Here is a 23,438-nt window from a genome sequence, read left to right as displayed (position 1 = left end):
CAGCGCGGCGGTCTTTCCCGGCGGCGAAAGTCTGGCGCAGGTGCAGGCACGCGCAGTGGCCGCCGTCCGAGAATACGACCAGCGGCTCACGTTGGAATATGGGGGCGATGCACTGTGGCTGGCCTGTACCCACGGCGACGTCATCAAAGCGGTGATCGCCGACGCCTACGGCATGCACCTGGACAGCTTCCAACGGGTCACTGCCGATCCTGCGTCGGCGAGCGTGATCCGCTATACCGAGCTGCGCCCATTCGTTCTGCACGTCAACCACACCGGCGCACGGCTCTCGGCGGGGCTGTGCGCGGCGCCGGCGCCTACAGCGCAGTCTGGCGCCGCACAGGTGCCGTCGGGCGATGCGGTGGTCGGCGGCTCCACCGACTAGCAGCGGTCGCGCCCGGTCGATCGAGGAGCCTGTGCACGGTATTTTGGAGGTGCCATGGCCCGCGCAATTCACGTATTTCGCACACCCGACCGTTTCGTGGCCGGAACAGTTGGTCAGCCCGGAAATCGCACGTTCTACATCCAGGCGGCACACCACAACCGGGTGGTGTCGGTGGTGTTGGAGAAGCAGCAGGTCGCGGTGCTCGCCGAACGCATCGGCGCGCTGCTGCTCGAGGTGAACCGCAGATTTGGCACGCCGGTGCCCCCGGAGCCCGCCGAGGTGGAAGACCTGAACCCACTGATCATGCCGGTCGATGCCGAATTTCGGGTCGGGACGATGGGACTGGGCTGGGATTCCGAGGCGCAGACGGTGGTCGTCGAGCTGCTGGCAGTGACCGATGCAGAGTTCGACGCCTCTGTGGTGCTCGACGACACCGACGAGGGTCCCGACGCGGTGCGGGTGTTCCTGACGCCGGAGTCGGCCCGGCAGTTCGCTACCAGGTCCAACCGCGTCATTTCCGCGGGCCGCCCGCCCTGCCCGCTGTGTCAGGAACCGCTGAACCCGCACGGGCATATCTGCGCACGCGCCAACGGCTACCGGCGCGACCTGCTGTTCGGGTCTACCGATGACTCCGAGGAGTGACGAGCGTGAGGTGCTGCGTGACGGCGAGCTGACGGTCCTCGGACGCATCCGCTCGGCGAGTAACGCCACCTACCTATGCGAGTCGGCCCTGGGCGACAATACCGTGCATTGTGTCTACAAGCCGGTCTCCGGCGAGCAGCCGTTGTGGGACTTCCCCGATGGGACCTTGGCTGGCCGCGAACTCGGCGCCTACCTGGTGTCGGCGTGCTTAGGCTGGAACATTGTGCCGTACACCGTCATTCGTGACGGTCCTGCCGGACTCGGCATGGTGCAGCTATGGGTGCAACAGCCCGGTGACTCGATCGACACCCATCCCCAGCCCAGGCCCGACCTGGTGGACCTGTTCCCGCCCGGCAAGCCACTGCCGGGCTATTTGCCGGTGCTGCGAGCGTATGACTATGCCGGGGACGAAGTCGTCTTGATGCATGCGGACAACATCCAGTTACGGCGGATGGCGGCATTCGACGTGTTGGTCAACAACGCCGATCGCAAGGGTGGTCACATCCTGTACGGCATCGACGGACACGTGTACGGGGTGGACCATGGCGTCTGTTTACATGTCCAGGATAAGTTGCGCACAGTGCTGTGGGGTTGGGCGGGCAAACCGATCGACGATGAAACGCTGGATGCTATTGGTCGGCTCGCCGCAGCCCTGCGCGGGCCGCTGGCTGAGTCGTTGACCGGGCAGATTACCAGCGCCGAAATCGCGGCGCTGCGCCGGCGCGTGTCCGCAGTGCTGGACAATCCGGTGATGCCTGGGCCGAATCGGCATCGTCCCATCCCGTGGCCAGCATTCTGAGGCTGCGGCTTGTCAGCTCAGGACCCTGAGGCGCGAGTGCCTCATGATGCACTCGTTCGAGCATGATGACGCCGACGCGGCCCCTAGCCGGTGGTGGTGTCCAGCTCGGCGATACTGAAGCTGTGAGCCCCGCCGCGCATGACCTCAGCGACGCGGCGTTGGCTGCTGACCTTGCCGCCGACGCCGGGGAGTTGTTGCTGGAAGTGCGCAAGGAAGTCGGCTTCAACGATCCATGGCAGCTTGGCGACGCCGGCGACGCCCGCGCGAACTCGCTGTTGGTGCGGCGGCTTCGGGCGGCACGCCCCGATGATGCGGTGCTCAGCGAGGAAGCACACGACGATCTGGTTCGGTTGAAGTCCGACCGGGTTTGGATCATCGACCCGCTGGATGGCACTCGTGAGTTCTCCACCCGAGGCCGCGACGACTGGGCCGTTCACGTCGCACTGTGGCAGCGCACCACCAACGGCAGACCGCGTATCACTGACGCTGCGGTTTCGTTACCGGCCCGCGGAAACGTTGTGTACCGCAGCGACACCGTGACCGCCGACGCCGCGCCCGTCGGAATTCCGGATGTCATCCGGGTGGCTGTCAGCGCCACCCGCCCCCCGGCAGTACTGCATCGCATGCGGCAGACCCTCGACATCGACCTGGTGCGGATCGGCTCGGCGGGCGCCAAGGCGATGGCGGTTATCGACGGCTACGCCGATGCCTACCTGCACGCCGGCGGGCAATGGGAATGGGATTCGGCAGCGCCCGCCGGTGTGGTGTTGGCCGCCGGCATGCACGCGTCACGCTTGGACGGCTCGCCGTTGCAGTACAACCAGCTCGACCCGTACTTGCCTGACCTGTTGATGTGTCGCATCGAGCTGGCGCCGATCCTGCTCCGCGCAGCGGCGCCGAGTGTGCGCTGACGGCATCGGGTGTGCATACCGGGCGGCCGATTCGCGATTTAGCCGCCCGCACCGCACAGTCAACGCCATCGGCTCACACTCGATGGGTCGTCCCGGCTCCACAGCAGCCCACTGCGAGCCCACTGCGAGCCCACTGCGCGGCCTGCTCGGAGCCTGGGGGTCGCCGGGCCTAAAGTCGATCCCATGCAGTCGTGGTCTTCCGTACCGGTTCCTACCTTGCCGGGCCGCGGGCCGGAGCTGCGGCTGTACGACACCGCCGACAGGCAGGTGTGCCCCGTGGCACCGGGAGCCATGGCGACCATGTACGTCTGTGGGATCACCCCGTATGACGCCACGCACCTGGGCCACGCCGCCACCTATCTGGCGTTCGACCTGATCCATCGGCTCTGGCTGGACCTCGGCCACGACGTGCATTATGTGCAAAACGTCACCGACGTCGATGACCCGCTATTCGAACGTGCCGACCGAGACGGGGTCGACTGGCGCGAGCTCTCCGAGCGCGAGGTCAATCTCTTCCGCGCCGACATGACGGCGTTGCGCGTGTTGCCGCCCCGCGACTACGTTGCGGCCACCGAGGCGGTCGCCGAAGTGGTCGAGCTCATCGAAAAGTTGGTGGCTTCCGGCGCCGCATACGTCGTCGACGGCGAGCACCCGGACGTCTACTGCCGAGCCGATGCCACCCCGCAATTTGGCTACGAGTCCGGTTATGACCGCGACACCATGCTGCGGCTGTTCGAGCAGCGCGGCGGCGACCCCCGAAGGCGCGGCAAAACCGACGAGCTGGACGCGCTGCTGTGGCGCGCCGCACGTGCGGGGGAGCCCAGTTGGCCGTCGCCGTTCGGGCCGGGCCGGCCGGGCTGGCACGTCGAATGCGCAGCCATTGCCCTCAGCCGCATCGGCAGCGGCCTCGACATCCAGGGCGGCGGTAGCGACCTGATTTTTCCGCACCACGAGTTCACCGCCGCGCACGCCGAATGCGTTACCGGCGAGCGGAGGTTCGCCCGGCACTACGTGCACGCCGGGATGATCGGCTGGGACGGCCACAAGATGTCCAAAAGCCGCGGCAACCTGGTGCTGGTATCAACGCTTCGCGCCCAGGCCGTAGAGCCGTCAGCCATCCGTTTGGGGCTGCTCGCCGGGCACTATCGCGCGGACCGCTGGTGGAGCCAGCAGGTGCTCGATGAGGCCGCGGGCCGGCTGCAGCGCTGGCGCACTGCCACCGCCCTGCCGGCCGGCCCGGATTCCGCCGATGTCGTGGCCCGGGTTAGGCGCTATTTGGCCGACGACCTGGACACACCCAAAGCGATCGCGGCGCTGGACGGTTGGACCACCGATGCGCTCGAGTACGGCGGTCACGACGAGGGCGCGCCGACATCGGTGGCAGCGGTAATCGACGCTCTGTTGGGAGTGGACCTGTAGCGCGGAGGTGATACGTTGGCGGCCATGGCATCGGTGCTGGACAAAGTCGTCTTCATCACCGGCGGTGCTCGCGGAATCGGAGCTGAGGTCGCCCGTCGGCTGCACAATAAGGGCGCCAAACTGGTGCTAACCGATCTGGGGGAGGCGGAGCTGGGCACCATTGCCGCCGAGCTCGCCGGCGACGACCGGTTGCTCACGGTGGTTGCCGATGTGCGCGATTTGCCGGCCATGCGGGCCGCTGCCGACCAAGCGGTGGAGAAATTCGGCGGCATCGACATCGTTATTGCTAACGCCGGCATCGCCAGCTACGGCTCGGTGTTGCAGGTCGATCCAGACGCATTCAAGCGGGTGCTGGACGTCAACGTGCTCGGCGTCTTTCACACTGTGCGCGCCACCTTGCCCGCGGTGATCGAGCGCCGCGGCTACGTGCTGATCGTCTCGTCGCTGGCGGCGTACGCGGCACTGCCGGGTTTTGCGCCGTACAACGCGACCAAGGCCGGTGTTGAGATGTTCGCCAACGCGCTTCGACTCGAAGCCGCCCGCCACGGCGTCAGCGTCGGATCGGCACACATGTCTTGGATCGACACCCCCCTGGTCCGCGATGCAAAGGCTGACGTGCCAGCGTTCAACAAACTGGTGGCTAAGTTGCCCTGGCCGCTGAACCAAACCACGTCGGTCAATAAGTGCGCGGCAGCTTTCGTCAAGGGCATCGAGGGCCGCAAGTCCCGGGTGTACTGCCCGGGTTGGGTGGGTCTGGTGCGCTGGCTCAAACCGGTGCTGTCGATGCCGATCGGTGAACTTCCGATCCGCAACACTGCTGCTGAGCTGGTGCCGCAGTTAGACGCCGAGGTTGCCGCGCTCGGTCGCTCCACCAGCGCCTATAACCAGGCTTTGGAGAAGCAGTAGCCGCCGAGACCGTGAAGGTAGTTATCTGCGGCGCCGGAATCGCTGGACTTACCTTGGCGCAGCGTCTCGCGGCGCTCGGCACCAACGTGGTCCTTTTGGAACGCGCGTCCGGACCGAGAACCTACGGTCACATGATCGACTTCTACGGCGCTGGCTATGAGGCGGCCGAGGCGATCGGAGTCCTACCCGCGATCCAGCAGCTTGCCTACCCCATCGGTGCAGCCAGCCTGGTTGATCAGCACGGTCGCCGAAAAGCCGATGTGCCCTACCGTCAGGTCACCAAGGCGCTGGAAGGTCGGCTGTGCCGGGTAATGCGGCCTGACTTGGAAAATGTGCTGCGAGACAACCTGCCCCGTGAAGTGGAGCTACGTTTCGGCGCGTCGGTGTCTGAGGTGGCGCAGCGAGACGACGGGGTCTGCGTGGCCCTCGAAGATGGCACCAAGCTGGATGCCGACCTTCTGGTAGGAGCCGACGGTATTCACTCGACCGTGCGGACGCTGGTATTCGGCCCACCGTCGCAGTATCTGCGCTATCCCGGTTTTCATTCCGCCGCGTTTGCTCTCGAGGCTCCCAGCATTCGAGAAGCAGTCGGCGATCACGTCGTCCTCACCGACGCCGTCGACCGCCAAATAGCGCTGCATGCGCTGCGCGACGGTCGTACCGCGGTGTGTGCGGTGTATCGCGCATCCGATGGCGGCCGACCAGACGACGCGCGTGCCGCGCTGCGTGACCGCTACGCCGCGATGGGGTGGTTGGTTCCCGAGGTGCTCGAGCGCTGCCCGGAGTCCGCAAAGATCCATTACGACCGGGTCGCGCAGATCGAGATGCCGCGCTGGAGCGATAACCGGGTGGTGCTGGTTGGTGACGCCTGCTGCGCGACTTCGGTGCTTGCCGGCCAGGGCGCGTCGCTGAGCGTCGCCAGCGCCTATGTATTGGCAGAGCAGCTGCGCACCACGTCTTCAGTGGATCGTGCGTTGGCCTTCTATGAGCGGCTGTGGCGCCCGGTGGTCGAGGAGAAACAGCAGACCGGCCGTGCTGCGACCGGCTGGCTTTTTCCGGCATCGTCGTCGCAGCTGAGAATTCGCCGTGCCGCGCAGCGACTCACCTGGCGTCCGCTGCTTAACCGATTCGTCGCAACAGCGTTGGCCGGCGAACCGACGGCCGTGATCACGATGCTGCGCCTGGGTTCGTCGGACTCGCCTGCCGTACCCTAGCGGCCATACCCGGGTCCGCGGCGCCGCAGATAGCGCTCGAACTCCGCGGCCAGCGCATCGCCGTCGACCTTGCCGAGCGCTTCGTTAATGTCGACCGCGGCGTCACCATGCTGCTCCAGCGAGAGCACATACTCGGCCAGTTCCTCGTCTTCAGCGGTCATCTCGCTGATGTCTTGCTCCCACGCCTCGGCTTGGCTCGGCAGGTCGCCTAGCGGGACCTCAACATCGAGCACGTCTTCGACGCGGCGCAGCAGCGCCACCGTTGCCTTCGGGCTGGGTGGGTGCGACACATAATGCGGCACCGCTGCCCAGAAAGTCACCGCCGGGATACCGGCCGCCACGCAGGCGTACTGAAACACTCCGGCAATGCCGGTCGGGCCCTCGTAACGGGTTTCCTGCAAACCGAATATCCGTGCCGATTCGCGGGAGTAAGCCGCACCCGAGACCGGCACCGGGCGGGTGTGCGGGGTGTCGGCCAACAATGCTCCCAAGATCACCACGGTTTCCACGTGGAGTTTGTCGACGATGGCCAGCAGCTCAGCGCAAAAAGTGCGCCAGCGCATATTCGGCTCGACCCCGTGCATCAACACGACGTCACGGTCACTACCGGGTGGGCGGCAGTGCGAAATCCGCATCGCCGGCCACTCCAGCTCCCGGGTGACTCCGTCTACCTGGCGGATGACCGGACGATTCACCTGATAGTCGTAATAGGCCTCGTCGTCGATCTCAACGATGGGACGCGCATTCCACACCTCGGTCAGGTGGGTGACTGCATCGCTGGCTGCGTCGCCGGCGTCGTTCCAGCCTTCAAAAGCCGCCACGACGACGGTGTTGTGCAGTTGGGGCAGCTTCACGCCGCCCGGTCCGCTGTCCCGCACAGTCACACGATCAGCGTACGGCCTGGTGTTGACCTGTCAGAGCGCTGTCAAGGACTGAGCTAATTCCACTGGCCCGACTATCCTTGCTATGTGACTGGCGCAAGTGAACACCACTACGACACCGATCTCCTCGACGTTTTGTCGCAGCGCGTGGTGGTGGGCGACGGCGCGATGGGCACTCAGTTGCAGGCCGCCGACCTCACGTTGGACGACTTCCTCGGCTTGGAGGGCTGCAACGAGATCCTCAACGAAACCCGCCCTGACGTGCTGGAAACCATCCACCGCCACTATTTCGAGGCGGGCGCGGACGCGGTGGAGACCAACACCTTCGGCTGCAACCTGTCCAATCTGGGCGATTACGACATCGCTGACAAGATCCGGGAACTGTCGGAGAAGGGCACCGCGATTGCCCGTCGGGTTGCCGACGAGCTGGGCACCCTCGACCGCAAGCGCTACGTGCTGGGGTCGATGGGGCCGGGCACCAAGCTACCCACTCTGGGCCACACCGACTACGCGGTCATTCGCGACGCGTACACCGAGGCCGCCCTAGGCATGTTGGACGGCGGCGCCGACGCCATCCTGGTGGAGACCTGTCAAGACCTGCTGCAACTAAAGGCCGCGGTGCTGGGCTCGCGGCGGGCAATGAGCCTGGCGGGCCGCCACATTCCGGTGTTTGCCCACGTCACCGTCGAAACCACCGGCACCATGTTGCTCGGCAGTGAGATCGGCGCGGCGCTAACGGCTGTGGAGCCGCTCGGCGTGGACATGATCGGCTTGAACTGCGCGACGGGCCCCGCCGAGATGAGCGAGCACCTGCGCCACCTGTCCAGACACGCCCGCATCCCGGTTTCGGTGATGCCTAATGCCGGCCTGCCGGTGTTGGGCGCCAAAGGCGCCGAATACCCGCTGCAGCCCGACGAACTGGCCGAGGCGCTATCCGGATTTGTCTCTGAGTTCGGGCTCGCGCTGGTCGGTGGCTGCTGCGGCACCACTCCAGCGCACATTCGCGAAGTGGCCGCAGCCGTCGCGGACGTCGCGCGGCCCCAGCGTCAGGTGATCTTCGAACCGTCAGTGTCCTCGCTCTACTCCGCCATTCCGTTCGCGCAGGACGCTTCCGTTTTGGTGATCGGCGAGCGCACCAACGCCAACGGCTCCAAGGGCTTTCGCGAGGCCATGATCGCCGAGGATTACCAGAAGTGCTTGGACATCGCCAAGGACCAGACCCGAGACGGCGCGCACCTGCTGGACCTGTGTGTCGACTACGTTGGTCGTGACGGCGTGGCCGATATGCAGGCGTTGGCCAGCCGGCTGGCCACGTCGTCGACCTTGCCGATCATGTTGGACTCCACCGAAACCGCGGTGCTGCAAGCCGGTTTGGAGCATCTGGGCGGGCGCTGCGCGATCAACTCGGTGAACTACGAGGACGGTGATGGCCCGGAGTCACGCTTCGCCAAGACCATGGAGCTGGTTGCCGAACACGGCGCCGCCGTGGTGGCACTGACGATCGACGAAGAGGGCCAGGCCCGCACCGCCCAAAAGAAGGTCGAGATCGCCGAGCGGCTGATCAACGACATCACGGGCAACTGGGGCGTCGACGAATCGTCCATCCTGATCGACACGTTGACCTTCACCATCGCCACCGGCCAGGAGGAATCGCGCAAAGACGGCATCGAAACCATCGAAGCCATCCGAGAATTGAAGAAGCGTCACCCGGACGTGCAGACCACGCTGGGCTTGTCCAACATCTCGTTTGGGCTCAATCCCGCTGCGCGTCAAGTGCTCAACTCGGTATTCCTACACGAATGCCAGGAAGCCGGGCTGGATTCGGCGATCGTGCACGCGTCGAAAATCCTGCCGATGAACAGGATCCCCGACGACCAACGTACGGTGGCGCTGGATCTGGTCTATGACCGTCGCCGCGAGGACTATGACCCGCTGCAGGAGCTGATGCGCCTCTTCGAAGGGGTGTCGGCGGCGTCGTCCAAAGAGGACCGACTGGCCGAGCTAGCCAGGCTGCCGCTGTTCGAACGGCTGGCGCAGCGCATCGTCGACGGTGAGCGCAACGGCCTAGAAGCTGATCTCGACGAGGCGATGACGCAGAAGCCGCCGCTGCAGATTATCAACGAGAACCTGCTGGCCGGCATGAAGACGGTCGGTGAGCTGTTCGGTTCCGGCCAGATGCAGCTGCCGTTCGTGTTGCAGTCCGCCGAGGTGATGAAAACCGCTGTGGCATATCTGGAACCGCACATGGAGAAATCCGACGACGACGCCGGCAAGGGCCGAATTGTGCTGGCCACCGTCAAAGGTGACGTGCACGACATCGGCAAGAACCTCGTCGACATCATCCTGAGTAACAACGGCTACGAGGTGGTCAACATCGGCATCAAGCAGCCGATCGCCACCATCTTGGAGGTGGCCGAGGACAAGAGCGCCGACGTGGTCGGCATGTCGGGCCTGCTGGTGAAATCCACTGTGGTCATGAAGGAAAACCTGGAGGAGATGAACACCCGGGGCGTTGCCGAGAAGTTCCCGGTGTTGCTCGGCGGGGCGGCGTTGACCCGCAGCTACGTGGAGAACGACCTCGCCGAGGTCTATGAAGGCGAAGTGCATTACGCGCGTGACGCTTTTGAGGGCCTGAAGTTGATGGACACCATCATGAGCGCCAAGCGCGGCGAGGCGCCCGACGTCGACAGCCCCGAAGCGATCAAGGCGCGTGAGAAGGAAGCCGAGCGCAAGGCCCGCCATGAGCGTTCCAAACGCATTGCGGCGCAACGTAAGGCCACCGAAGAGCCGGTGCAGGTGCCCGAACGCTCCGATGTCGCCGCCGATATCGAGGTTCCTGCGCCGCCGTTCTGGGGTTCGCGGATCGTCAAGGGCCTGGCGTTGGCCGACTACACCGGTCTGCTCGACGAGCGGGCGTTGTTCTTGGGCCAGTGGGGTTTACGTGGCCAGCGCGGAGGCGATGGCCCGTCGTATGAAGACCTCGTCGAAACCGAAGGCCGGCCGCGGCTGCGCTACTGGCTGGACCGGTTGTCCACCGATGGGGTCCTGGCGCACGCTGCTGTGGTGTACGGCTATTACCCGGCGGTGTCTGAGGGCGACGACGTCGTAGTGCTCACCGACGCCCAGCCCGACGCGCAGGAGCGTTACCGGTTCAGCTTCCCGCGCCAACAACGCGGCCGGTTCCTGTGCATCGCCGACTTCATCCGGTCGCGGAAGCTGGCTCGCGAGCGCGGCGAGGCGGACGTGTTGCCGTTCCAGCTGGTAACCATGGGCCAGCCGATCGCCGACTTCGCCAACGAACTGTTCGCCGCCAACTCCTACCGCGATTACCTTGAAGTGCACGGCATCGGCGTGCAGCTCACCGAGGCGCTGGCCGAGTACTGGCACCGCCGAGTCCGTGAGGAGCTCACCTTCGCCGGAAACCGCGCGGTGGCCGCCGAGGACCCTGATGCGGTCGAGGACTATTTCAAGCTCGGCTACCGAGGTGCCCGCTTCGCGTTCGGTTACGGCGCCTGCCCGGACCTGGAGGATCGGGCCAAAATGATGGAGCTGCTGGCACCCGAGCGCATCGGCGTGACGTTGTCCGAGGAATTGCAGCTGCATCCCGAGCAGTCGACCGACGCGTTCGTGCTGCACCACCCCGAAGCCAAGTACTTTAACGTCTAACCGGTGCGGCAGCTAGCCTTTTCCGCCCCGATTAGACTTTTATCCCAAGTCTTTTCGCCATTTCCAGGTCGATTGTCGGCGGCTGTTTCGGGGGAATGTACAACGTTGCCACTTCCGGGAGTGCGACATCCGGCAGGGATCGCAACGGCAACTTCAGGACCTTAGCTTTTCCAAGCGGCGCTTCGGCGGCTCCATACAAGATGATCTCGTGATCGAGGTCGTAAAACGACGACATGTATTCGACGAAGATGCTGAGCCGATCTGACGTCGACTGATAACTTGGGTCCCAATGCGCGTATCCGAAGAGCCCAATCTGCCAGAGAATGACGCCGACGGAAGTATCGAACGAATACCGGCAAAGCACAAAGTTCGTCGCTTCATAACTTTGGATTCCGTTGAGTCCCGGATCGACGCCAAGTCGGCGTAGAGGTTTTCCGCGGCCGAAACGCCAGGGTACCTGCGGGCTGGGAAACCCTCCGCCCGAGCCAGACGTATTGCTTCATACGCCGGGTACACAAAGCACCCGGGGTGACTGTAGAAGACGACGCATAGGTCCTTGTGCGCCCTCAGCTGCGCCAAGATGTATTCCACAATGTCGTTGTAGATCTCCAGCCGACGTGTGTCCTCGCGATAGAGTCGCTGAAGCGATTCGGTATTGGTGTTCAGGTCTTGTATCCACAATTGCGCCAGCACGTCTGCAACAAGGTAGAGCACTTTCGAAGCGCGCCTGATCGCAGCCACGGATTCCGGAGTTGTTTGCAGCCCGGCGCGAATTCCGGTTCCTACAATGGTGAGCCCATCGCGGGACCACAGTGATTCGGGATCTCGTGGCAGGCCGAGCAGAGCAGATTTGGCTGGGGGTTGATCGGGCAATGAGGTGTGTCACCGGAGACGGTGACGGTGTAGTCGCTGGCGAGCCGAGAGTGCGACTGCGCATTGGCTGCGGACGTCGAGGCTTCGCGGTACAGGATTTGGCGGATCTAGTAAATGTCGGCGGCTTGCACCGCAGCCTTGTCCGCTTCGGAGAGATTTTGGTAGAGCGCATTGCGATCGGCGACCGTCGCAGCGTCTTCGAGAGCCGCCGGATTCGACGCGAGGCTCAACAGGAAATCGGTCAACATTTGCTGGTCTCCTCGAGTCGTGGTCATCGGCTCAACATTGGTCAAGCCTCCATTGAGGATGCGGCTTCCGCTGTGCGTTGGTGGCGGGGCCCTTCGGCGTGTCGCCGCCGTGAGGGCACGTTCGAACAGTTGAGCCGCCCAGGACGCACAGTCATTCATCCGGCACTCGACCACGGGGCAACTCAGGCCATCCCTGACCCCGGACGAACTTACGAACGAGACCACTCAATCGGTATCTTGGTGTGCGGGCTGGCGCAGATGCGAGACGAAACCGCCGTGACTTTGTCCACCGGCACGTGGAACAATCGCTGCCCGTGAAGACCTTCGAGGACCTGTTCGCCGAACTGCGTGACCGTTCCCGCACGCGGCCGCCCGCCAGCGCCACGGTAGCGGCGTTGGACTCCGGGGTGCACGCACTGGGCAAGAAGATTCTGGAGGAGGCCGGCGAGGTATGGCTGGCTGCCGAGCACGAATCCAACGACGCACTGGCCGAGGAGATCAGCCAGTTGCTGTATTGGACGCAAGTGCTGATGGTCTCCCGCGGCATATCCCTCGACGACGTTTACCGAAAGTTGTGAGCATGTTGCGGGTGGCGGTGCCCAACAAGGGTGCACTGAGCGAGCCGGCCACCGAGATCCTCGCCGAGGCCGGCTACCGGCGGCGCACCGATCCTAAAGACCTGACGGTCATCGACCCGATGAACAACGTCGAGTTTTTCTTTCTGCGACCCAAAGACATAGCCATTTATGTCGGTTCCGGCCAGCTCGACTTCGGTATTACTGGCCGCGACCTGGTGTGCGATTCGGATGCGCCGGTGCGCGAACGTCTGGCCCTGGGTTTCGGGTCGTCTAGCTTCCGTTACGCGGGCCCTGCCGAGCGCGAATGGACGACGGCCGACCTGGCCGGAAAACGGATCGCCACGGCCTACCCGAATCTAGTTCGAAAAGACCTGGCCGCCAAGAACATTGAAGCGACGGTGATCAGACTCGACGGCGCCGTGGAGATTTCAGTGCAACTGGGCGTGGCTGACGCCATCGCCGACGTGGTGGGTTCTGGCCGTACGCTGAGCCTTCATGATCTGGTGGCATTTGGTGAGCCGCTGTGTGATTCGGAGGCGGTGCTCATCGAGGGAGCAGACCGGGACAGCCACGATCAAACCGAGGCCCGCGACCAACTGGTAGCCCGGGTGCAAGGGGTGGTGTTCGGCCAGCAGTATCTGATGCTCGACTACGACTGTCCGCGTGCGGTGTTGGACAGCGCCACACATATCACACCCGGGCTGGAGTCACCGACCATCGCCCCGCTTGCCGACCCGGACTGGGTCGCAGTCCGGGCCCTGGTGCCGCGTCGAGGTGTCAACGAAATAATGGACGAACTCGCCCTGATCGGGGCCAAAGCGATTCTGGCTTCCGACATCAGGTTCTGCCGATTCTGATCGCAGTACGCCCGTTCGAGCCGTTGCTGTGTTAGCGTCCGCGTTGGGTCGACCGCCCGCCACTTCGATGGGCGGCCTTCCCGTCGTCGCCTGGCTGTTCGTCTGTCCCCGAAGGGATCGTTGTGCCGCATGTACTTGTCCTTGTATTGGCATTGCTGATGGGTGCCGTTGCCGGGTTGCGCTCGATGACGGCTCCTGCAGCGGTGTCCTGGGCTGCCTTTTTGAGCTGGATCAACTTACACGGAACCTGGGCCTCCTGGGTCGGCAACATTGTGACGGTGGTGATCTTGAGCATTCTTGCGATAGCCGAACTGGTCAACGACAAACTTCCCAAGACGCCGCCCCGTACCGCGACGCCGGTATTCGCGGTCCGGATCATCCTCGGCGGGTTTGTCGGTGCTGTCATCGGCACTGCCTGGGGCTACAAGTTCGGTGGACTCGGCGCCGGGGTTGTTGGTGCGGTACTCGGCACATTGGGCGGCTATCAGGCGCGACGCCGGCTGGTGGCTGCTACTGGTGGCCGTGATCTACCGATCGCACTCCTCGAGGATTCGGTCGCCGTGTTAGGCGGATTCGCCATCGTCGCAACGGCGGCCGCGCTATGAACCGGCGTTACGACTCGATTATCGTCGGCGCCGGTCAGGCCGGGCCTCCGCTGGCGGGCCGGCTGACCGCCGCGGGCGAGCAAGTTGCCATCGTGGAGCGCAAGCTGATTGGCGGCACCTGCGTCAATAACGGCTGCATCCCCACCAAGACGCTGGTGGCCAGCGCCCACGCGGCGCATGTGGCGCGGCGCGGCGCTGAATACGGCGTCGGTGTTGGATCGGTCAGCGTGGACATGGCGAAAGTCAAAGCACGCAAGGATGGCGTCATGCTCGCCGACCGCAAAGAGGTCGAGGACTGGTTAGAAAACATGGACGGGTGCACCGTGGTCCGTGGGCACGCCTGTTTCGAGGATCCGCACACGCTGCGCGTCGGGGATCAGCTTCTGCAAGCCGACAAGATCTTTCTTAACGTTGGTGGCCGTGCCGTCGCGCCGAACATCCCGGGGCTCTCCGAAGTCGAGTTCCTCACTAACGTGTCCATCCTTGAACTCGACACGCTGCCTGAGCATCTCGTCATCGTCGGCGGCAGCTACATCGCGTTGGAGTTCGCGCAGATGTATCGCCGCTTCGGGGCACCGGTCACCGTGGTGGAGCGGGGCCCAAGGCTGGCGTCCCGCGAAGACGAGGATGTCTCGGCCACCATCAGAGAGATCCTGGAGGACGAAGGAATCCACATCGTCGTCAATGCCGACGATGTGCGACTCAGCAAGCGGGACGGTGGTTTTCAGTTGACGCCCAGCGCGGGTGCGGCACCCATCGAGGGCAGTCACCTGCTGCTGGCGGTGGGGCGGAAACCCAACACCGACGACCTCGGTCTGGAGGCGGCCGGTGTGCAGACCGACGCCCGCGGCTACATCGTGGTGGACGACCAGCTCAAGACCAACGTTGATCACATCTGGGCGTTGGGTGACTGTAACGGTAAGGGCGCCTTCACCCACACGTCGTACAACGACTTCGAGATTATCGCGGCGAACCTGCTCGACAACGACCCCCGCCGGGTCAGCGACCGTATCCTCACCTATGCCCTCTACATCGATCCGCCGCTGGGGCGCGCCGGAATGACGGTCGCCCAGGTTCGTGCGTCAGGGCGTAAGGCCCTGGTCGGTAAGCGGCCGATGACCAAGGTCGGCCGAGCCGTGGAAAAGGGTGAGACGCAAGGGTTTATGAAGGTTGTGGTCGACGCCGATACCAACGAGATTCTGGGAGCGGCTATCCTCGGCGTCGGCGGCGACGAGGTTGTTCAATCCATTTTGGACGTCATGTCGGCCAAAGCGCCCTACACCACGTTGTCGCGCACCATGCATATCCACCCGACGGTCAGCGAACTGGTTCCTACTGTGCTGCAGGAGATGTCGCCACTGGACTAGTGGCGATCGCAAGCGCGGCGGAGCCGGGCGCAGTGGGTCGCCACCATAAGGCTAGTGGCGATCGCAAGCGCGGCGGAGCCGGGCGCAGTGGGTCGCCACCATCTAGCTAGGTAGGCGGCCTGCGCTGGATCAGGATGGTCTGGGCTGCCGTACCGATAAAGCCGACATTGTCGTACACGTCGGCCGTGGTTGCGCCCATGCCGTCCGGCCCGATCGACGCGCGGGCCCGCAGCGCGAAATCGCTGCCGGTCGGGAGCCGGTGCACGTGGACCACGGTGTCGGTGTTCATGAATACGAACTGGTTCGGGTCCAGGACTGCACCCACGCCGTTAGCACAGTCCACCACCGCCGCCAGCCGCTGCAGCGGCGTTGTCGGGTCGGTGTCGACGATGTGGGCCTTCGGGGTGAACCACGACACCGCCCCAGATTGTCCTTCGGAGGACTGCGGGCGCCAGTCGATGGCATCGAAATAGCCGCCGGCGTCAGCGAACACAGCCGGAAGCGGTTGAACCGGTCCTTCCCGCAGGGGCGGGTATCGGTCCGAGACCACGTCCGCGGTGTCGGTGACCTTGAGCAACCATGCCGTCATCCGCGCGACTACCCGAGCCGGTCCGTCTTCCCGATCGGCGCGCAGTTCGGCGACCGCCATGCACACGCGCGAACCTGGACGCTCAACCCAGGCTCGGGCCCGCACCCGAGTCACCGGAATCGCCCCAAGGATGTCAAGGCTGAGTCTGCCGATCCGCAAGCCTGAGTCCGCCGACAGCTCTTCGATCAGCTTGGTCAGCAGCGCCAACGGAGGTGAGCCATGCTGACTCTCGGGATCCCAGTTGCTTCTGGTGTAGTCGGTGGAGTCGAACGTCAGGTATTCGCCGTCGCTGTCGAGGCGACGGTAAAAACAACCGTTCATGCCGCCGGTTCGGTCGGGCGCGGATAAACCGGCCACCCAGGGTAGGGCGGCGGCGTCCCACCGAAAGTCGGGCAGTGCGCCTGGTGTGGGCACCAATCGCACAACCGTGTCGGGTTTGGCCGGAAATCACCTGACTGGCCCGCTGATTGGATCGCACGCCAGATCGCCATCAGGGTTTTTTCGAAGCGCATCAGCTCCTCGCGGTCCGGCGCGTAGTCCAATACCTGGCCGTCGGCCAGATAGATGAGCCGCAACCGGGCGGGCAAGACGCCACGCGAACGAAATAGCGCTACTCCGTAGAACTTCATCTGAAACAGGGCTTTGAACTCGGCCAGAGCGCGCGTTGCCGGTGGTGCCTTGCCGGTCTTGTAGTCGACCACCCGCAATTCGCCGGTGGCGGCGACGTCGATCCGGTCGATATAGCCGCGCAACAGCGTGCCGTCGACCAGTTCCACCTCGACTCGTTGTTCGCACGACTGCGGGTTGAACCGAGTCGGGTCTTCCAGCCGGTAATACCCCGACAGCAGGGTGCGCGCCTCGTGGAGCAGTTGCGGTGGATTCAGTTCAGCGGACAAATGGGGCGCATCGGCGATCACCTGCTCCCAGGCCGACGCCGCGAGCGCCGTCGCGGTCTCGGGCCCACGCTGCGCCGCGGGCAAGGCGAAGAGCTGTTCGAGCGCGGCGTGCACCACCGACCCGCGCAGCTGAGCAGCCGATGGCGCCTCGGGCAACCGGTCGATCGCTCGGAAGCGGTACAGCAGCGGGCATTGCTTGAAATCGGCTGCCCGCGAGGGTGACAGCGCCGGCCGAATCTGCAGATCCGCCGGGGGCGCCAGGTGGTCCGTCATGTTCGCAGCGTAGAACCGGGGGCCGACAACCCCGAGCACTGGCTGCGGCGAGTCGGCTGGCACCCTAGACGACGTGTCAGCAACCGGCCCCTTCACCGTCGGCGAACGCGTCCAGCTCACAGACGCCAAGGGCCGTCACTACACCATGCTGCTCACGGCAGGCGCGGAGTTTCACACCCATCGCGGCAGCATCGCCCACGACGCCGTGATCGGTTTGGCGCAGGGCAGTGTGGTCAAGTCCAGCAACGGCGCACTGTTCTTGGTGTTGCGCCCGCTGCTGGTCGACTACGTGATGTCGATGCCGCGTGGGCCACAGCTGATCTACCCCAAAGACGCGGCTCAGATCGTGCACGAGGGCGACATCTTTCCCGGTGCCCGCGTGCTGGAAGCGGGTGCGGGGTCCGGTGCTCTGACCCTTTCGTTGCTGCGAGCGGTCGGCCCTACCGGGCAGGTGGTTTCGTATGAACAGCGTGCCGATCACGCTGAACACGCCCGTCGCAATGTGGCGAACTTCTGCGGCGAGGCGCCGCAGAACTGGCAGTTAATTGTCAGCGACGTGGCCGAGGCCGACTTACCCGACGGCTCCGTTGACCGGGCGGTGCTGGACATGCTGGCGCCGTGGGAAGTGCTGGACTCGGTATCGAGGCTGATGATCGCCGGCGGTGTGCTGGTGATCTACGTGGCTACTGTCACCCAGCTATCCAAGGTGGTGGAGGCCCTGCGGGCCCAACAGTGTTGGACCGAACCGCGATCGTGGGAGACATTGCAGCGGGGCTGGAACGTTGTGGGACTAGCCGTGCGGCCGCAGCATTCGATGCGCGGGCACACGGCGTTTCTGGTGGTCACGCGCAGACTGGCTCCCGGCGCTATCGCCCCGGCGCCGCTCGGTCGCAAGCGCCAAGGGTAGGGGAGATCGGAAAAGGGCTTCGTGTCAGCCGGGTGTGCCTGGCGCGCCGGGGTTGCCGCTGAGCCGCCCACCGACGCCGCCTACCCCCGCCTACCCCGCCGACACCATACAACCAGCCGCCGGCGCCGCCATGACCGCCCGGCGCACCCGTTGCCGCCGCCGGGCGCATCGACGTTGCCGGACCCCGACGCCGATCAATCCGGCGCCACCGCCCCGGCTTGGCCGATCCGGCCCGACCCACCGGCCCTGCCGCTGCCGTACGGCAGTTCGCCGGCGCGTGGGCCAACAATGATGGCTGGAGTGCGGCGCCCAAGCTGCGTTCGACGCCAGTCGGTGGAGCTGCGACAGGAATCCGCCCCGGACCTAATCGTCGCTGCGGTGCAGGCCGCGGCGGACCGACAGCAGCTCGAGCTCAGGGTGTGCCGCTACCAGGCGTTCGGCCGCGTCCAGAACGTCGACGGCATGGCTACGGTCACCGGACACCATGGCCACTCCGATACCGGCGCGGCGGTACAGCTCGCGTGACCCGGTCTCGGCCGCCGACACGCTGAATTTGCGTTGCAGCTCCGCGACGACGGGACGAATTACCGTGCGCTTCTGCTTCAGTGATCGCACATCGCCCAGCAACACATCGAATTCGAGCCAGCCAATCCACATCTGCGTGCTCAGGGAGTCGGCGTTGGAGTCGGCGCCAGCGTGAATTCCGAGTTCGGCGCGGGGGCCGGTGTGGGACGCGGCCCCGGCGACGAAGACCTGCTGAAGACCAACAACATCTCCGCGGTTCGCCGGGAAAGCTGCCACCCGCCTTGGCGGGGCGTGAACTCCATCGGGAAGGTGAACTCGCGGTTGTCGGCATTAGCGGTCGTAACGACGATGGTGGCCATAACGTCCCACGCGTTGACGTCCGACCACGCGATGTTGTTCGCCGCGAAGCTCATCGGCAGGTAACCGTCGTCGCGTGCAGCGGCGGTGAACCGGTCCAGGGCGGCGACGGTCTCCGGGGTTGCGCCCTCGACCAAGATTGCCTTATCCGCTCCCGCTACCGCGGGATCAGCCAACCGGGATAACACCGCGACCAACGCGTCAGGCGCGGGTAGCGATGCCGTCGACCGGGGCGGGAGCGCAATCGAGCTGGCGGGCGGCACTGATGGCTCAGTCGACGCCTTCTTTTCATCGTGCGAACACCCCAACAGCCCGAGCGTCGCCCCGACGGTGACGGCGCCCACGGCTAGGCAAACCTGTCGATGCATCCAGCGGTCGACTCGGCTACCGGCAGTACAGAGATGCTCGGTCATGTGCAAGAAACGTCACGTTCTGGTTTGCCTCAGCGATCCACGCGAAGGGCAGGCGACAACGGTTGGCTAGGCGTTTCACGTCGCGCGCTCCTTTCGATCAGCCGAGTGGAAGCAGAGATTACCAGCGGGAAACAAACTGTTACTTCCCAGCGGCATTCGGTTCCGCACATGAAGTCGCGATCGCCGGTAGCGTTGAGGTATCCGCTGCGCCACTCCTGGTGCGGGAAAGGAGCGCAACATGGCTGAATCAGAGCGTTCTGAAACCTTCGGGACACCCCGCGATATGCCCTTGTCCAGCGACGATGCTGCCGAATTGGAAGAGCTTCGGCGTGAAGCCGCGGTTCTGCGCGAGCAACTCGAGACTGCGCTTGCCCAGCAAGGCCCCACCCGATCCACGCGCGACGTGCATCAGCTCGAAGCCCGGATTGACTCGCTTGCCGCCCGCAATTCGAAATTAATGGAAACTCTTAAAGAAGCCCGTCAGCAATTGCTGGCGCTGCGCGAAGAGGTGGACCGGCTGGGACAGCCGCCCAGCGGCTACGGCGTCCTGTTGGGTGCGCACGACGACGATACGGTCGACGTGTTTACCTCAGGGCGCAAGATGCGATTGACTTGCTCGCCGAACATCGACGCGGCGTCGCTCAAGAAGGGTCAAACGGTCCGGCTGAACGAGGCGTTGACCGTCGTCGAGGCCGGCCGGTTCGAATCGGTCGGCGAAATTTCCACCCTGCGCGAGATCCTGGCCGATGGTCACCGGGCCCTGGTTGTCGGGCACGCTGATGAAGAACGCATTGTTTGGCTGGCTGAACCGCTGGTGGCCGAGGACCTGCCCGACGGGGTCCCAGACGGCTTACACGACGACAGCCGGCCCCGCAAGCTGCGGCCTGGGGACTCGCTGCTGGTCGACACCAAGGCCGGCTATGCCTTTGAGCGCATTCCCAAGGCCGAGGTCGAGGACCTGGTGCTCGAAGAGGTGCCGGACGTCAGCTACCAGGACATAGGCGGCCTAACCCGTCAGATCGAGCAGATCCGTGACGCCGTCGAGCTGCCGTTCCTGCACAAAGAGCTATACCGGGAGTACGCGCTGCGTCCACCCAAGGGTGTGCTGCTTTACGGTCCCCCCGGCTGCGGTAAGACGTTGATCGCCAAAGCAGTGGCCAACTCGCTGGCCAAAAAAATGGCCGAGGTCCGCGGCGATGACTCTCGTGAAGCCAAATCGTACTTCCTCAACATCAAGGGTCCTGAGCTGCTGAACAAGTTCGTCGGCGAAACCGAGCGCCACATCCGGCTGATCTTCCAGCGGGCCCGGGAGAAGGCATCGGAAGGCACGCCCGTAATCGTGTTCTTCGACGAGATGGACTCGATCTTCCGCACCCGCGGCACCGGGGTCTCCTCGGACGTCGAGACGACGGTAGTCCCGCAGCTGCTCAGCGAGATCGATGGGGTGGAGGGCCTCGAGAACGTCATCGTGATCGGCGCTTCCAATCGGGAGGACATGATCGACCCCGCGATCCTGCGGCCCGGTCGCCTCGACGTGAAGATCAAGATCGAGCGCCCGGATGCCGAAGCGGCCCAAGACATCTTCTCGAAGTACCTAGTCGAGTCGCTACCGGTGCACGGCGACGACCTGGCCGAGTTCGATGGCGACCGCTCGGCCTGCATCAAGGCGATGATCGAAAAGGTCGTCGACCGGATGTACGCCGAAATCGACGACAACCGATTCCTTGAGGTCACCTACGCCAATGGTGACAAGGAAGTCATGTACTTCAAGGACTTCAACTCCGGGGCCATGATCCAAAACGTGGTGGACCGAGCCAAGAAGAACGCTATCAAGTCGGTGCTGGAAACCGGGCAACCGGGGCTGCGCATTCAGCACCTGCTCGACTCGATCGTCGACGAGTTCGCCGAGAACGAGGATCTGCCCAACACCACCAACCCCGATGACTGGGCGCGAATTTCGGGCAAGAAGGGGGAGCGGATCGTCTACATCCGCACCCTGGTCACCGGCAAGAGCTCGAGTGCCAGCCGGGCTATCGACACCGAGTCCAACCTCGGCCAGTACCTGTAGTCTCGGCACGTCGGCGCCGACTATTGGTCAGGCCGTTACCAGTGAATAACTATTGGCGAAGTCGTCCTGCAGCACGCGCGCGGCGCGGGTTGTGGTGTCGATGCGCAGCTCGCTGGTGAGGGTACGGGGCTGATAACTCCACCCGGTGGGCAACTTCAGCCGGTCCGCCAGTTTGGGTAGGTCAGCGCGCGACAGATTGGGGTCAACCACTTGGCTCCACGTTTGCATGAGCCAGTGCTGTCCTTCGGGGTCGCGCAGTTCGTAGACCTCTTCGCCGGCGTTGAAGATGAAGACCGTGTTGCGGCGCACCTGGTTGACGGTGTAAGGCGCTGGGTTCATGGACGACAACAGCACCGTGGCCTGCTGCAGCATGTCGATCCCACCGAAGGTTTTGATAATCTGCGGCCCCTGAGGAGACTTCTCTATGGCGTTCATCAGCCAGTACCGCGGACCGTTGAGCAGCGCTGCCGCGGCCCGGTGTTCGGTGGCGATGGCTTGCGGATCAAGCGCAGACCAAAGTTCGGCGGGACAGTCGTTGAGTGGGAAGCTGTTGTAGACGGCGGCTTGGGGACCCGCCTCGCCAGGGGTGACCAGAAGTACCTCGCCGTAGCGCTTCCCGGACAAATCGGCCGGTTGTTCCCGCCCGACCGGCCCATCTTCGGTGGTGGACATCAGGCGAAGTTAGTCACTGCGGTCAGCGGCGTCAATACTGCCGTTGGTCACGACCCGGCCGTGATAGCGGTTGCGCGCAATCAGGGTGGCATGCAGATCGTCGATCAAGGGGTCGACGAACGTCCGGCGGTACTCGACGTCATCGACCGCGCGGGCACTGATGTACATGAAGGTCAACGCGCCGAGAAAAAGACAGAGATGTATCAGCGAATCCGGCACCGGGACCGTCAACCCCACGATGGTCGAGCTGCTGGACGCCCCTCGAGTCCAATCGTTGAGCAACGCCGAACTGAGCACAATCAGCCCTAAAGTCACATAGATCGCGGCGGTAAGCAGCGCTACCACCATGATCTGCACGAGTTGGGAGACGGCCAGCACGAAGACCATGTTGAGGCGTTCGGGCCTGCTCAGCGGGCGACTACCCGGCAAATCCGCCATCGCCTCAAACGGCGTGTGGGCCAGCTTTTCACAATCGCTGGGCAGCGCAGCGGGTGACTGCAACATCGGTCTGATTCGCTCTTGGGTGATGGAGACGACAAACGCGGCGGCGATGCTGAGCAGAAAAGCTATGGCAAGTCCCAGCCTCTGGGCGCTGATCGTCGCGGCCATGAGCCAAATGTTGCCGTTGAAGAACACCAAGGTGGTCAGCAGCACGACCGGTAGCGCTCGAACCGCAAGGGCGCCGATCGTCGCAAGCTGCGAGACAGTGATGCGCAGCGCCCACCCGACTACCGACCCTGCTCCGCTGGCGGTTAGGAGTAGCACCACTGCCGTGAAAATCACTGCGTCCGGTAGATGCGCCGGATCCGTTTCGATGACGATCACGATCCCGACCAGGGTGATCGCTACCGTTGCCGCGATGGCGCGGCTGCGGCCATCCGACAGCCGCGACACCAGCCAGCCGACCACGACGATGAGAACCGGTGCAATCGCGACGAGTGTCAGCAGCACCCATTCGCGGGGTGTGGGGTCGTCGTCGATGACGACGTCCTCGCCCCGGGTGATCAGCATCACCGGCAGGGTCCAGCAGTGCAGTGCTGCGTAGGCCGCCAGTACCGGCGCCGACCGAGACCACAGCCGTCGCCAGCGGGCCCGCTTGGTCAAGACAGCGGGCAGCCCGCGCTCGAGGAACCAGGTTTCGGCCGCGGCAGTGGCCGGTTCTTGGCGTGTCCGGGTGCGGCGGAGAAGATGCATCGGGGCCAACCCTAGCGGCGGGCGCGTTCGTCGGCCCGGCGGCGGTGCTGACGTCACGATTCCGATCGCCCGCTTAGCCGATCGGGCTGGCTCGCTTCGAGTGCTCCGGGTGGCACGGCTTGGTGGGATTGCCGTGCTCCACCACGCTCCCTAACGGGCCGTACCGGCCCGTACCGTCGCACGGCCTAGGCTCTAG

Annotated in this window: 24 protein-coding genes; 14 read left to right on the top strand and 10 right to left on the bottom strand. The window is 64.5% G+C overall.

Annotated elements, in window-relative coordinates:
* From F0Q45_RS13530 to F0Q45_RS13500, 7 genes are all read left to right on the top strand, one after another.
* Positions 1-382 (top strand): histidine phosphatase family protein (locus F0Q45_RS13530; RefSeq protein ID WP_188112932.1); only part of this gene is annotated, 382 nt, incomplete at its 5' end.
* 54 nt (positions 383-436) lie between these two features.
* Positions 437-1,024 (top strand): DUF3090 domain-containing protein, encoded by a 588-nt coding sequence (locus F0Q45_RS13525; protein ID WP_149654432.1) that lies wholly within the window; start codon positions 437-439, stop codon positions 1,022-1,024.
* Positions 1,008-1,823 carry an SCO1664 family protein gene (locus tag F0Q45_RS13520; RefSeq protein ID WP_373424980.1) on the top strand — a complete coding sequence of 272 codons (816 nt, stop codon included), beginning with the start codon at positions 1,008-1,010 and terminating at the stop codon, positions 1,821-1,823. Before F0Q45_RS13525 ends, F0Q45_RS13520 begins: the two co-directional genes overlap by 17 nt.
* A gap of 65 nt (positions 1,824-1,888) precedes the next feature.
* On the top strand, positions 1,889-2,734 hold the full coding sequence (locus F0Q45_RS13515) for a 3'(2'),5'-bisphosphate nucleotidase CysQ (RefSeq protein WP_149654435.1): 846 nt from the start codon (positions 1,889-1,891) through the stop codon (positions 2,732-2,734).
* A 183-nt stretch (positions 2,735-2,917) separates the two neighbouring features.
* A complete protein-coding gene (mshC, locus tag F0Q45_RS13510) occupies positions 2,918-4,153 on the top strand; it encodes a cysteine--1-D-myo-inosityl 2-amino-2-deoxy-alpha-D-glucopyranoside ligase (RefSeq protein ID WP_149654431.1) in 1,236 nt (411 codons plus the stop codon).
* A gap of 24 nt (positions 4,154-4,177) precedes the next feature.
* Entirely contained in the window at positions 4,178-5,059 is an 882-nt protein-coding gene (locus F0Q45_RS13505; RefSeq protein ID WP_149654430.1) for an SDR family oxidoreductase, read from the top strand.
* Positions 5,060-5,070: 11 nt separating this feature from the next.
* The gene (locus F0Q45_RS13500) at positions 5,071-6,273 is read left to right on the top strand and encodes an FAD-dependent monooxygenase (protein WP_149654429.1); all 1,203 of its coding nucleotides are present in this window, start codon (positions 5,071-5,073) and stop codon (positions 6,271-6,273) included.
* On the opposite strand, the gene F0Q45_RS13495 is transcribed toward F0Q45_RS13500, so the two are convergent.
* Positions 6,270-7,151 carry a PAC2 family protein gene (locus F0Q45_RS13495; RefSeq protein ID WP_373424981.1) on the bottom strand — a complete coding sequence of 294 codons (882 nt, stop codon included), beginning with the start codon at positions 7,149-7,151 and terminating at the stop codon, positions 6,270-6,272. The genes F0Q45_RS13500 and F0Q45_RS13495 overlap by 4 nt on opposite strands.
* Positions 7,152-7,241: 90 nt before the next feature.
* Here F0Q45_RS13495 and metH point away from each other — a divergent pair, with 90 nt between their 5' ends.
* Positions 7,242-10,820, top strand: coding sequence for a methionine synthase (metH, locus tag F0Q45_RS13490; protein ID WP_149654428.1), 3,579 nt, complete (start codon positions 7,242-7,244; stop codon positions 10,818-10,820).
* A 31-nt stretch (positions 10,821-10,851) separates the two neighbouring features.
* Here the strand turns inward: metH and F0Q45_RS27735 are convergent, their stop codons facing one another.
* From F0Q45_RS27735 to F0Q45_RS27730, 3 genes are all read right to left on the bottom strand, one after another.
* Positions 10,852-11,055: a hypothetical protein gene (locus F0Q45_RS27735; RefSeq protein ID WP_188112934.1), complete on the bottom strand. Its 204-nt coding sequence runs from the start codon at positions 11,053-11,055 to the stop codon at positions 10,852-10,854.
* On the bottom strand, positions 10,974-11,693 hold the full coding sequence (locus tag F0Q45_RS30240; RefSeq protein ID WP_149654427.1) for an SAM-dependent methyltransferase: 720 nt from the start codon (positions 11,691-11,693) through the stop codon (positions 10,974-10,976). The genes F0Q45_RS27735 and F0Q45_RS30240 overlap by 82 nt, the downstream gene beginning before the upstream one ends.
* A gap of 107 nt (positions 11,694-11,800) precedes the next feature.
* Positions 11,801-11,968 (bottom strand): hypothetical protein, encoded by a 168-nt coding sequence (locus F0Q45_RS27730; protein ID WP_188112931.1) that lies wholly within the window; start codon positions 11,966-11,968, stop codon positions 11,801-11,803.
* 269 nt (positions 11,969-12,237) lie between these two features.
* Here F0Q45_RS27730 and F0Q45_RS13480 point away from each other — a divergent pair, with 269 nt between their 5' ends.
* From F0Q45_RS13480 to F0Q45_RS13465, 4 genes are all read left to right on the top strand, one after another.
* Positions 12,238-12,519 (top strand): phosphoribosyl-ATP diphosphatase, encoded by a 282-nt coding sequence (locus tag F0Q45_RS13480; protein WP_149654426.1) that lies wholly within the window; start codon positions 12,238-12,240, stop codon positions 12,517-12,519.
* A 2-nt stretch (positions 12,520-12,521) separates the two neighbouring features.
* Complete coding sequence (hisG, locus tag F0Q45_RS13475; protein ID WP_149654425.1) at positions 12,522-13,376, top strand: ATP phosphoribosyltransferase; 855 nt, start codon at positions 12,522-12,524, stop codon at positions 13,374-13,376.
* Positions 13,377-13,498: 122 nt separating this feature from the next.
* A complete protein-coding gene (locus F0Q45_RS13470; RefSeq protein WP_149654424.1) occupies positions 13,499-13,981 on the top strand; it encodes a DUF4126 domain-containing protein in 483 nt (160 codons plus the stop codon).
* On the top strand, positions 13,978-15,348 hold the full coding sequence (locus F0Q45_RS13465) for an FAD-containing oxidoreductase (RefSeq protein WP_149654423.1): 1,371 nt from the start codon (positions 13,978-13,980) through the stop codon (positions 15,346-15,348). The genes F0Q45_RS13470 and F0Q45_RS13465 overlap by 4 nt, the downstream gene beginning before the upstream one ends.
* Before the next feature lie 106 nt (positions 15,349-15,454).
* Here the strand turns inward: F0Q45_RS13465 and F0Q45_RS13460 are convergent, their stop codons facing one another.
* Positions 15,455-16,258 carry a thioesterase family protein gene (locus F0Q45_RS13460; protein WP_149654422.1) on the bottom strand — a complete coding sequence of 268 codons (804 nt, stop codon included), beginning with the start codon at positions 16,256-16,258 and terminating at the stop codon, positions 15,455-15,457.
* The gene (locus F0Q45_RS13455) at positions 16,255-17,106 is read right to left on the bottom strand and encodes a RecB family exonuclease (RefSeq protein WP_149654421.1); all 852 of its coding nucleotides are present in this window, start codon (positions 17,104-17,106) and stop codon (positions 16,255-16,257) included. The genes F0Q45_RS13460 and F0Q45_RS13455 overlap by 4 nt, the downstream gene beginning before the upstream one ends.
* Before the next feature lie 73 nt (positions 17,107-17,179).
* On the opposite strand from F0Q45_RS13455, the gene trmI reads away from it, so the two are divergent.
* Positions 17,180-18,013, top strand: a complete 834-nt coding sequence (gene trmI / locus F0Q45_RS13450; protein ID WP_149654420.1) for a tRNA (adenine(58)-N(1))-methyltransferase TrmI — start codon at positions 17,180-17,182, stop codon at positions 18,011-18,013.
* Positions 18,014-18,376: 363 nt separating this feature from the next.
* On the opposite strand, the gene F0Q45_RS13445 is transcribed toward trmI, so the two are convergent.
* Both F0Q45_RS13445 and F0Q45_RS13440 read right to left on the bottom strand, forming a co-directional pair.
* Positions 18,377-18,670 (bottom strand): DUF503 domain-containing protein, encoded by a 294-nt coding sequence (locus F0Q45_RS13445; protein WP_149654419.1) that lies wholly within the window; start codon positions 18,668-18,670, stop codon positions 18,377-18,379.
* 8 nt (positions 18,671-18,678) lie between these two features.
* Positions 18,679-19,263, bottom strand: coding sequence for a hypothetical protein (locus F0Q45_RS13440; RefSeq protein WP_188112933.1), 585 nt, complete (start codon positions 19,261-19,263; stop codon positions 18,679-18,681).
* A gap of 283 nt (positions 19,264-19,546) precedes the next feature.
* Between F0Q45_RS13440 and arc the strand changes: the two genes are divergently transcribed.
* On the top strand, positions 19,547-21,376 hold the full coding sequence (gene arc / locus F0Q45_RS13435) for a proteasome ATPase (RefSeq protein ID WP_149654417.1): 1,830 nt from the start codon (positions 19,547-19,549) through the stop codon (positions 21,374-21,376).
* Positions 21,377-21,403: 27 nt separating this feature from the next.
* Here the strand turns inward: arc and F0Q45_RS13430 are convergent, their stop codons facing one another.
* Positions 21,404-22,048 carry a hypothetical protein gene (locus F0Q45_RS13430; RefSeq protein ID WP_149654416.1) on the bottom strand — a complete coding sequence of 215 codons (645 nt, stop codon included), beginning with the start codon at positions 22,046-22,048 and terminating at the stop codon, positions 21,404-21,406.
* Between the two features lie 9 nt (positions 22,049-22,057).
* Positions 22,058-23,242 carry a hypothetical protein gene (locus tag F0Q45_RS13425; RefSeq protein ID WP_188112930.1) on the bottom strand — a complete coding sequence of 395 codons (1,185 nt, stop codon included), beginning with the start codon at positions 23,240-23,242 and terminating at the stop codon, positions 22,058-22,060.
* Positions 23,243-23,438 lie beyond the last annotated feature (196 nt).

It is taken from the genome of Mycobacterium simiae (assembly GCF_008370645.1).
GTDB classification, from domain to species: domain Bacteria; phylum Actinomycetota; class Actinomycetes; order Mycobacteriales; family Mycobacteriaceae; genus Mycobacterium; species Mycobacterium simiae_A.
This window is presented reverse-complemented; position numbering and strand designations above follow the sequence as displayed.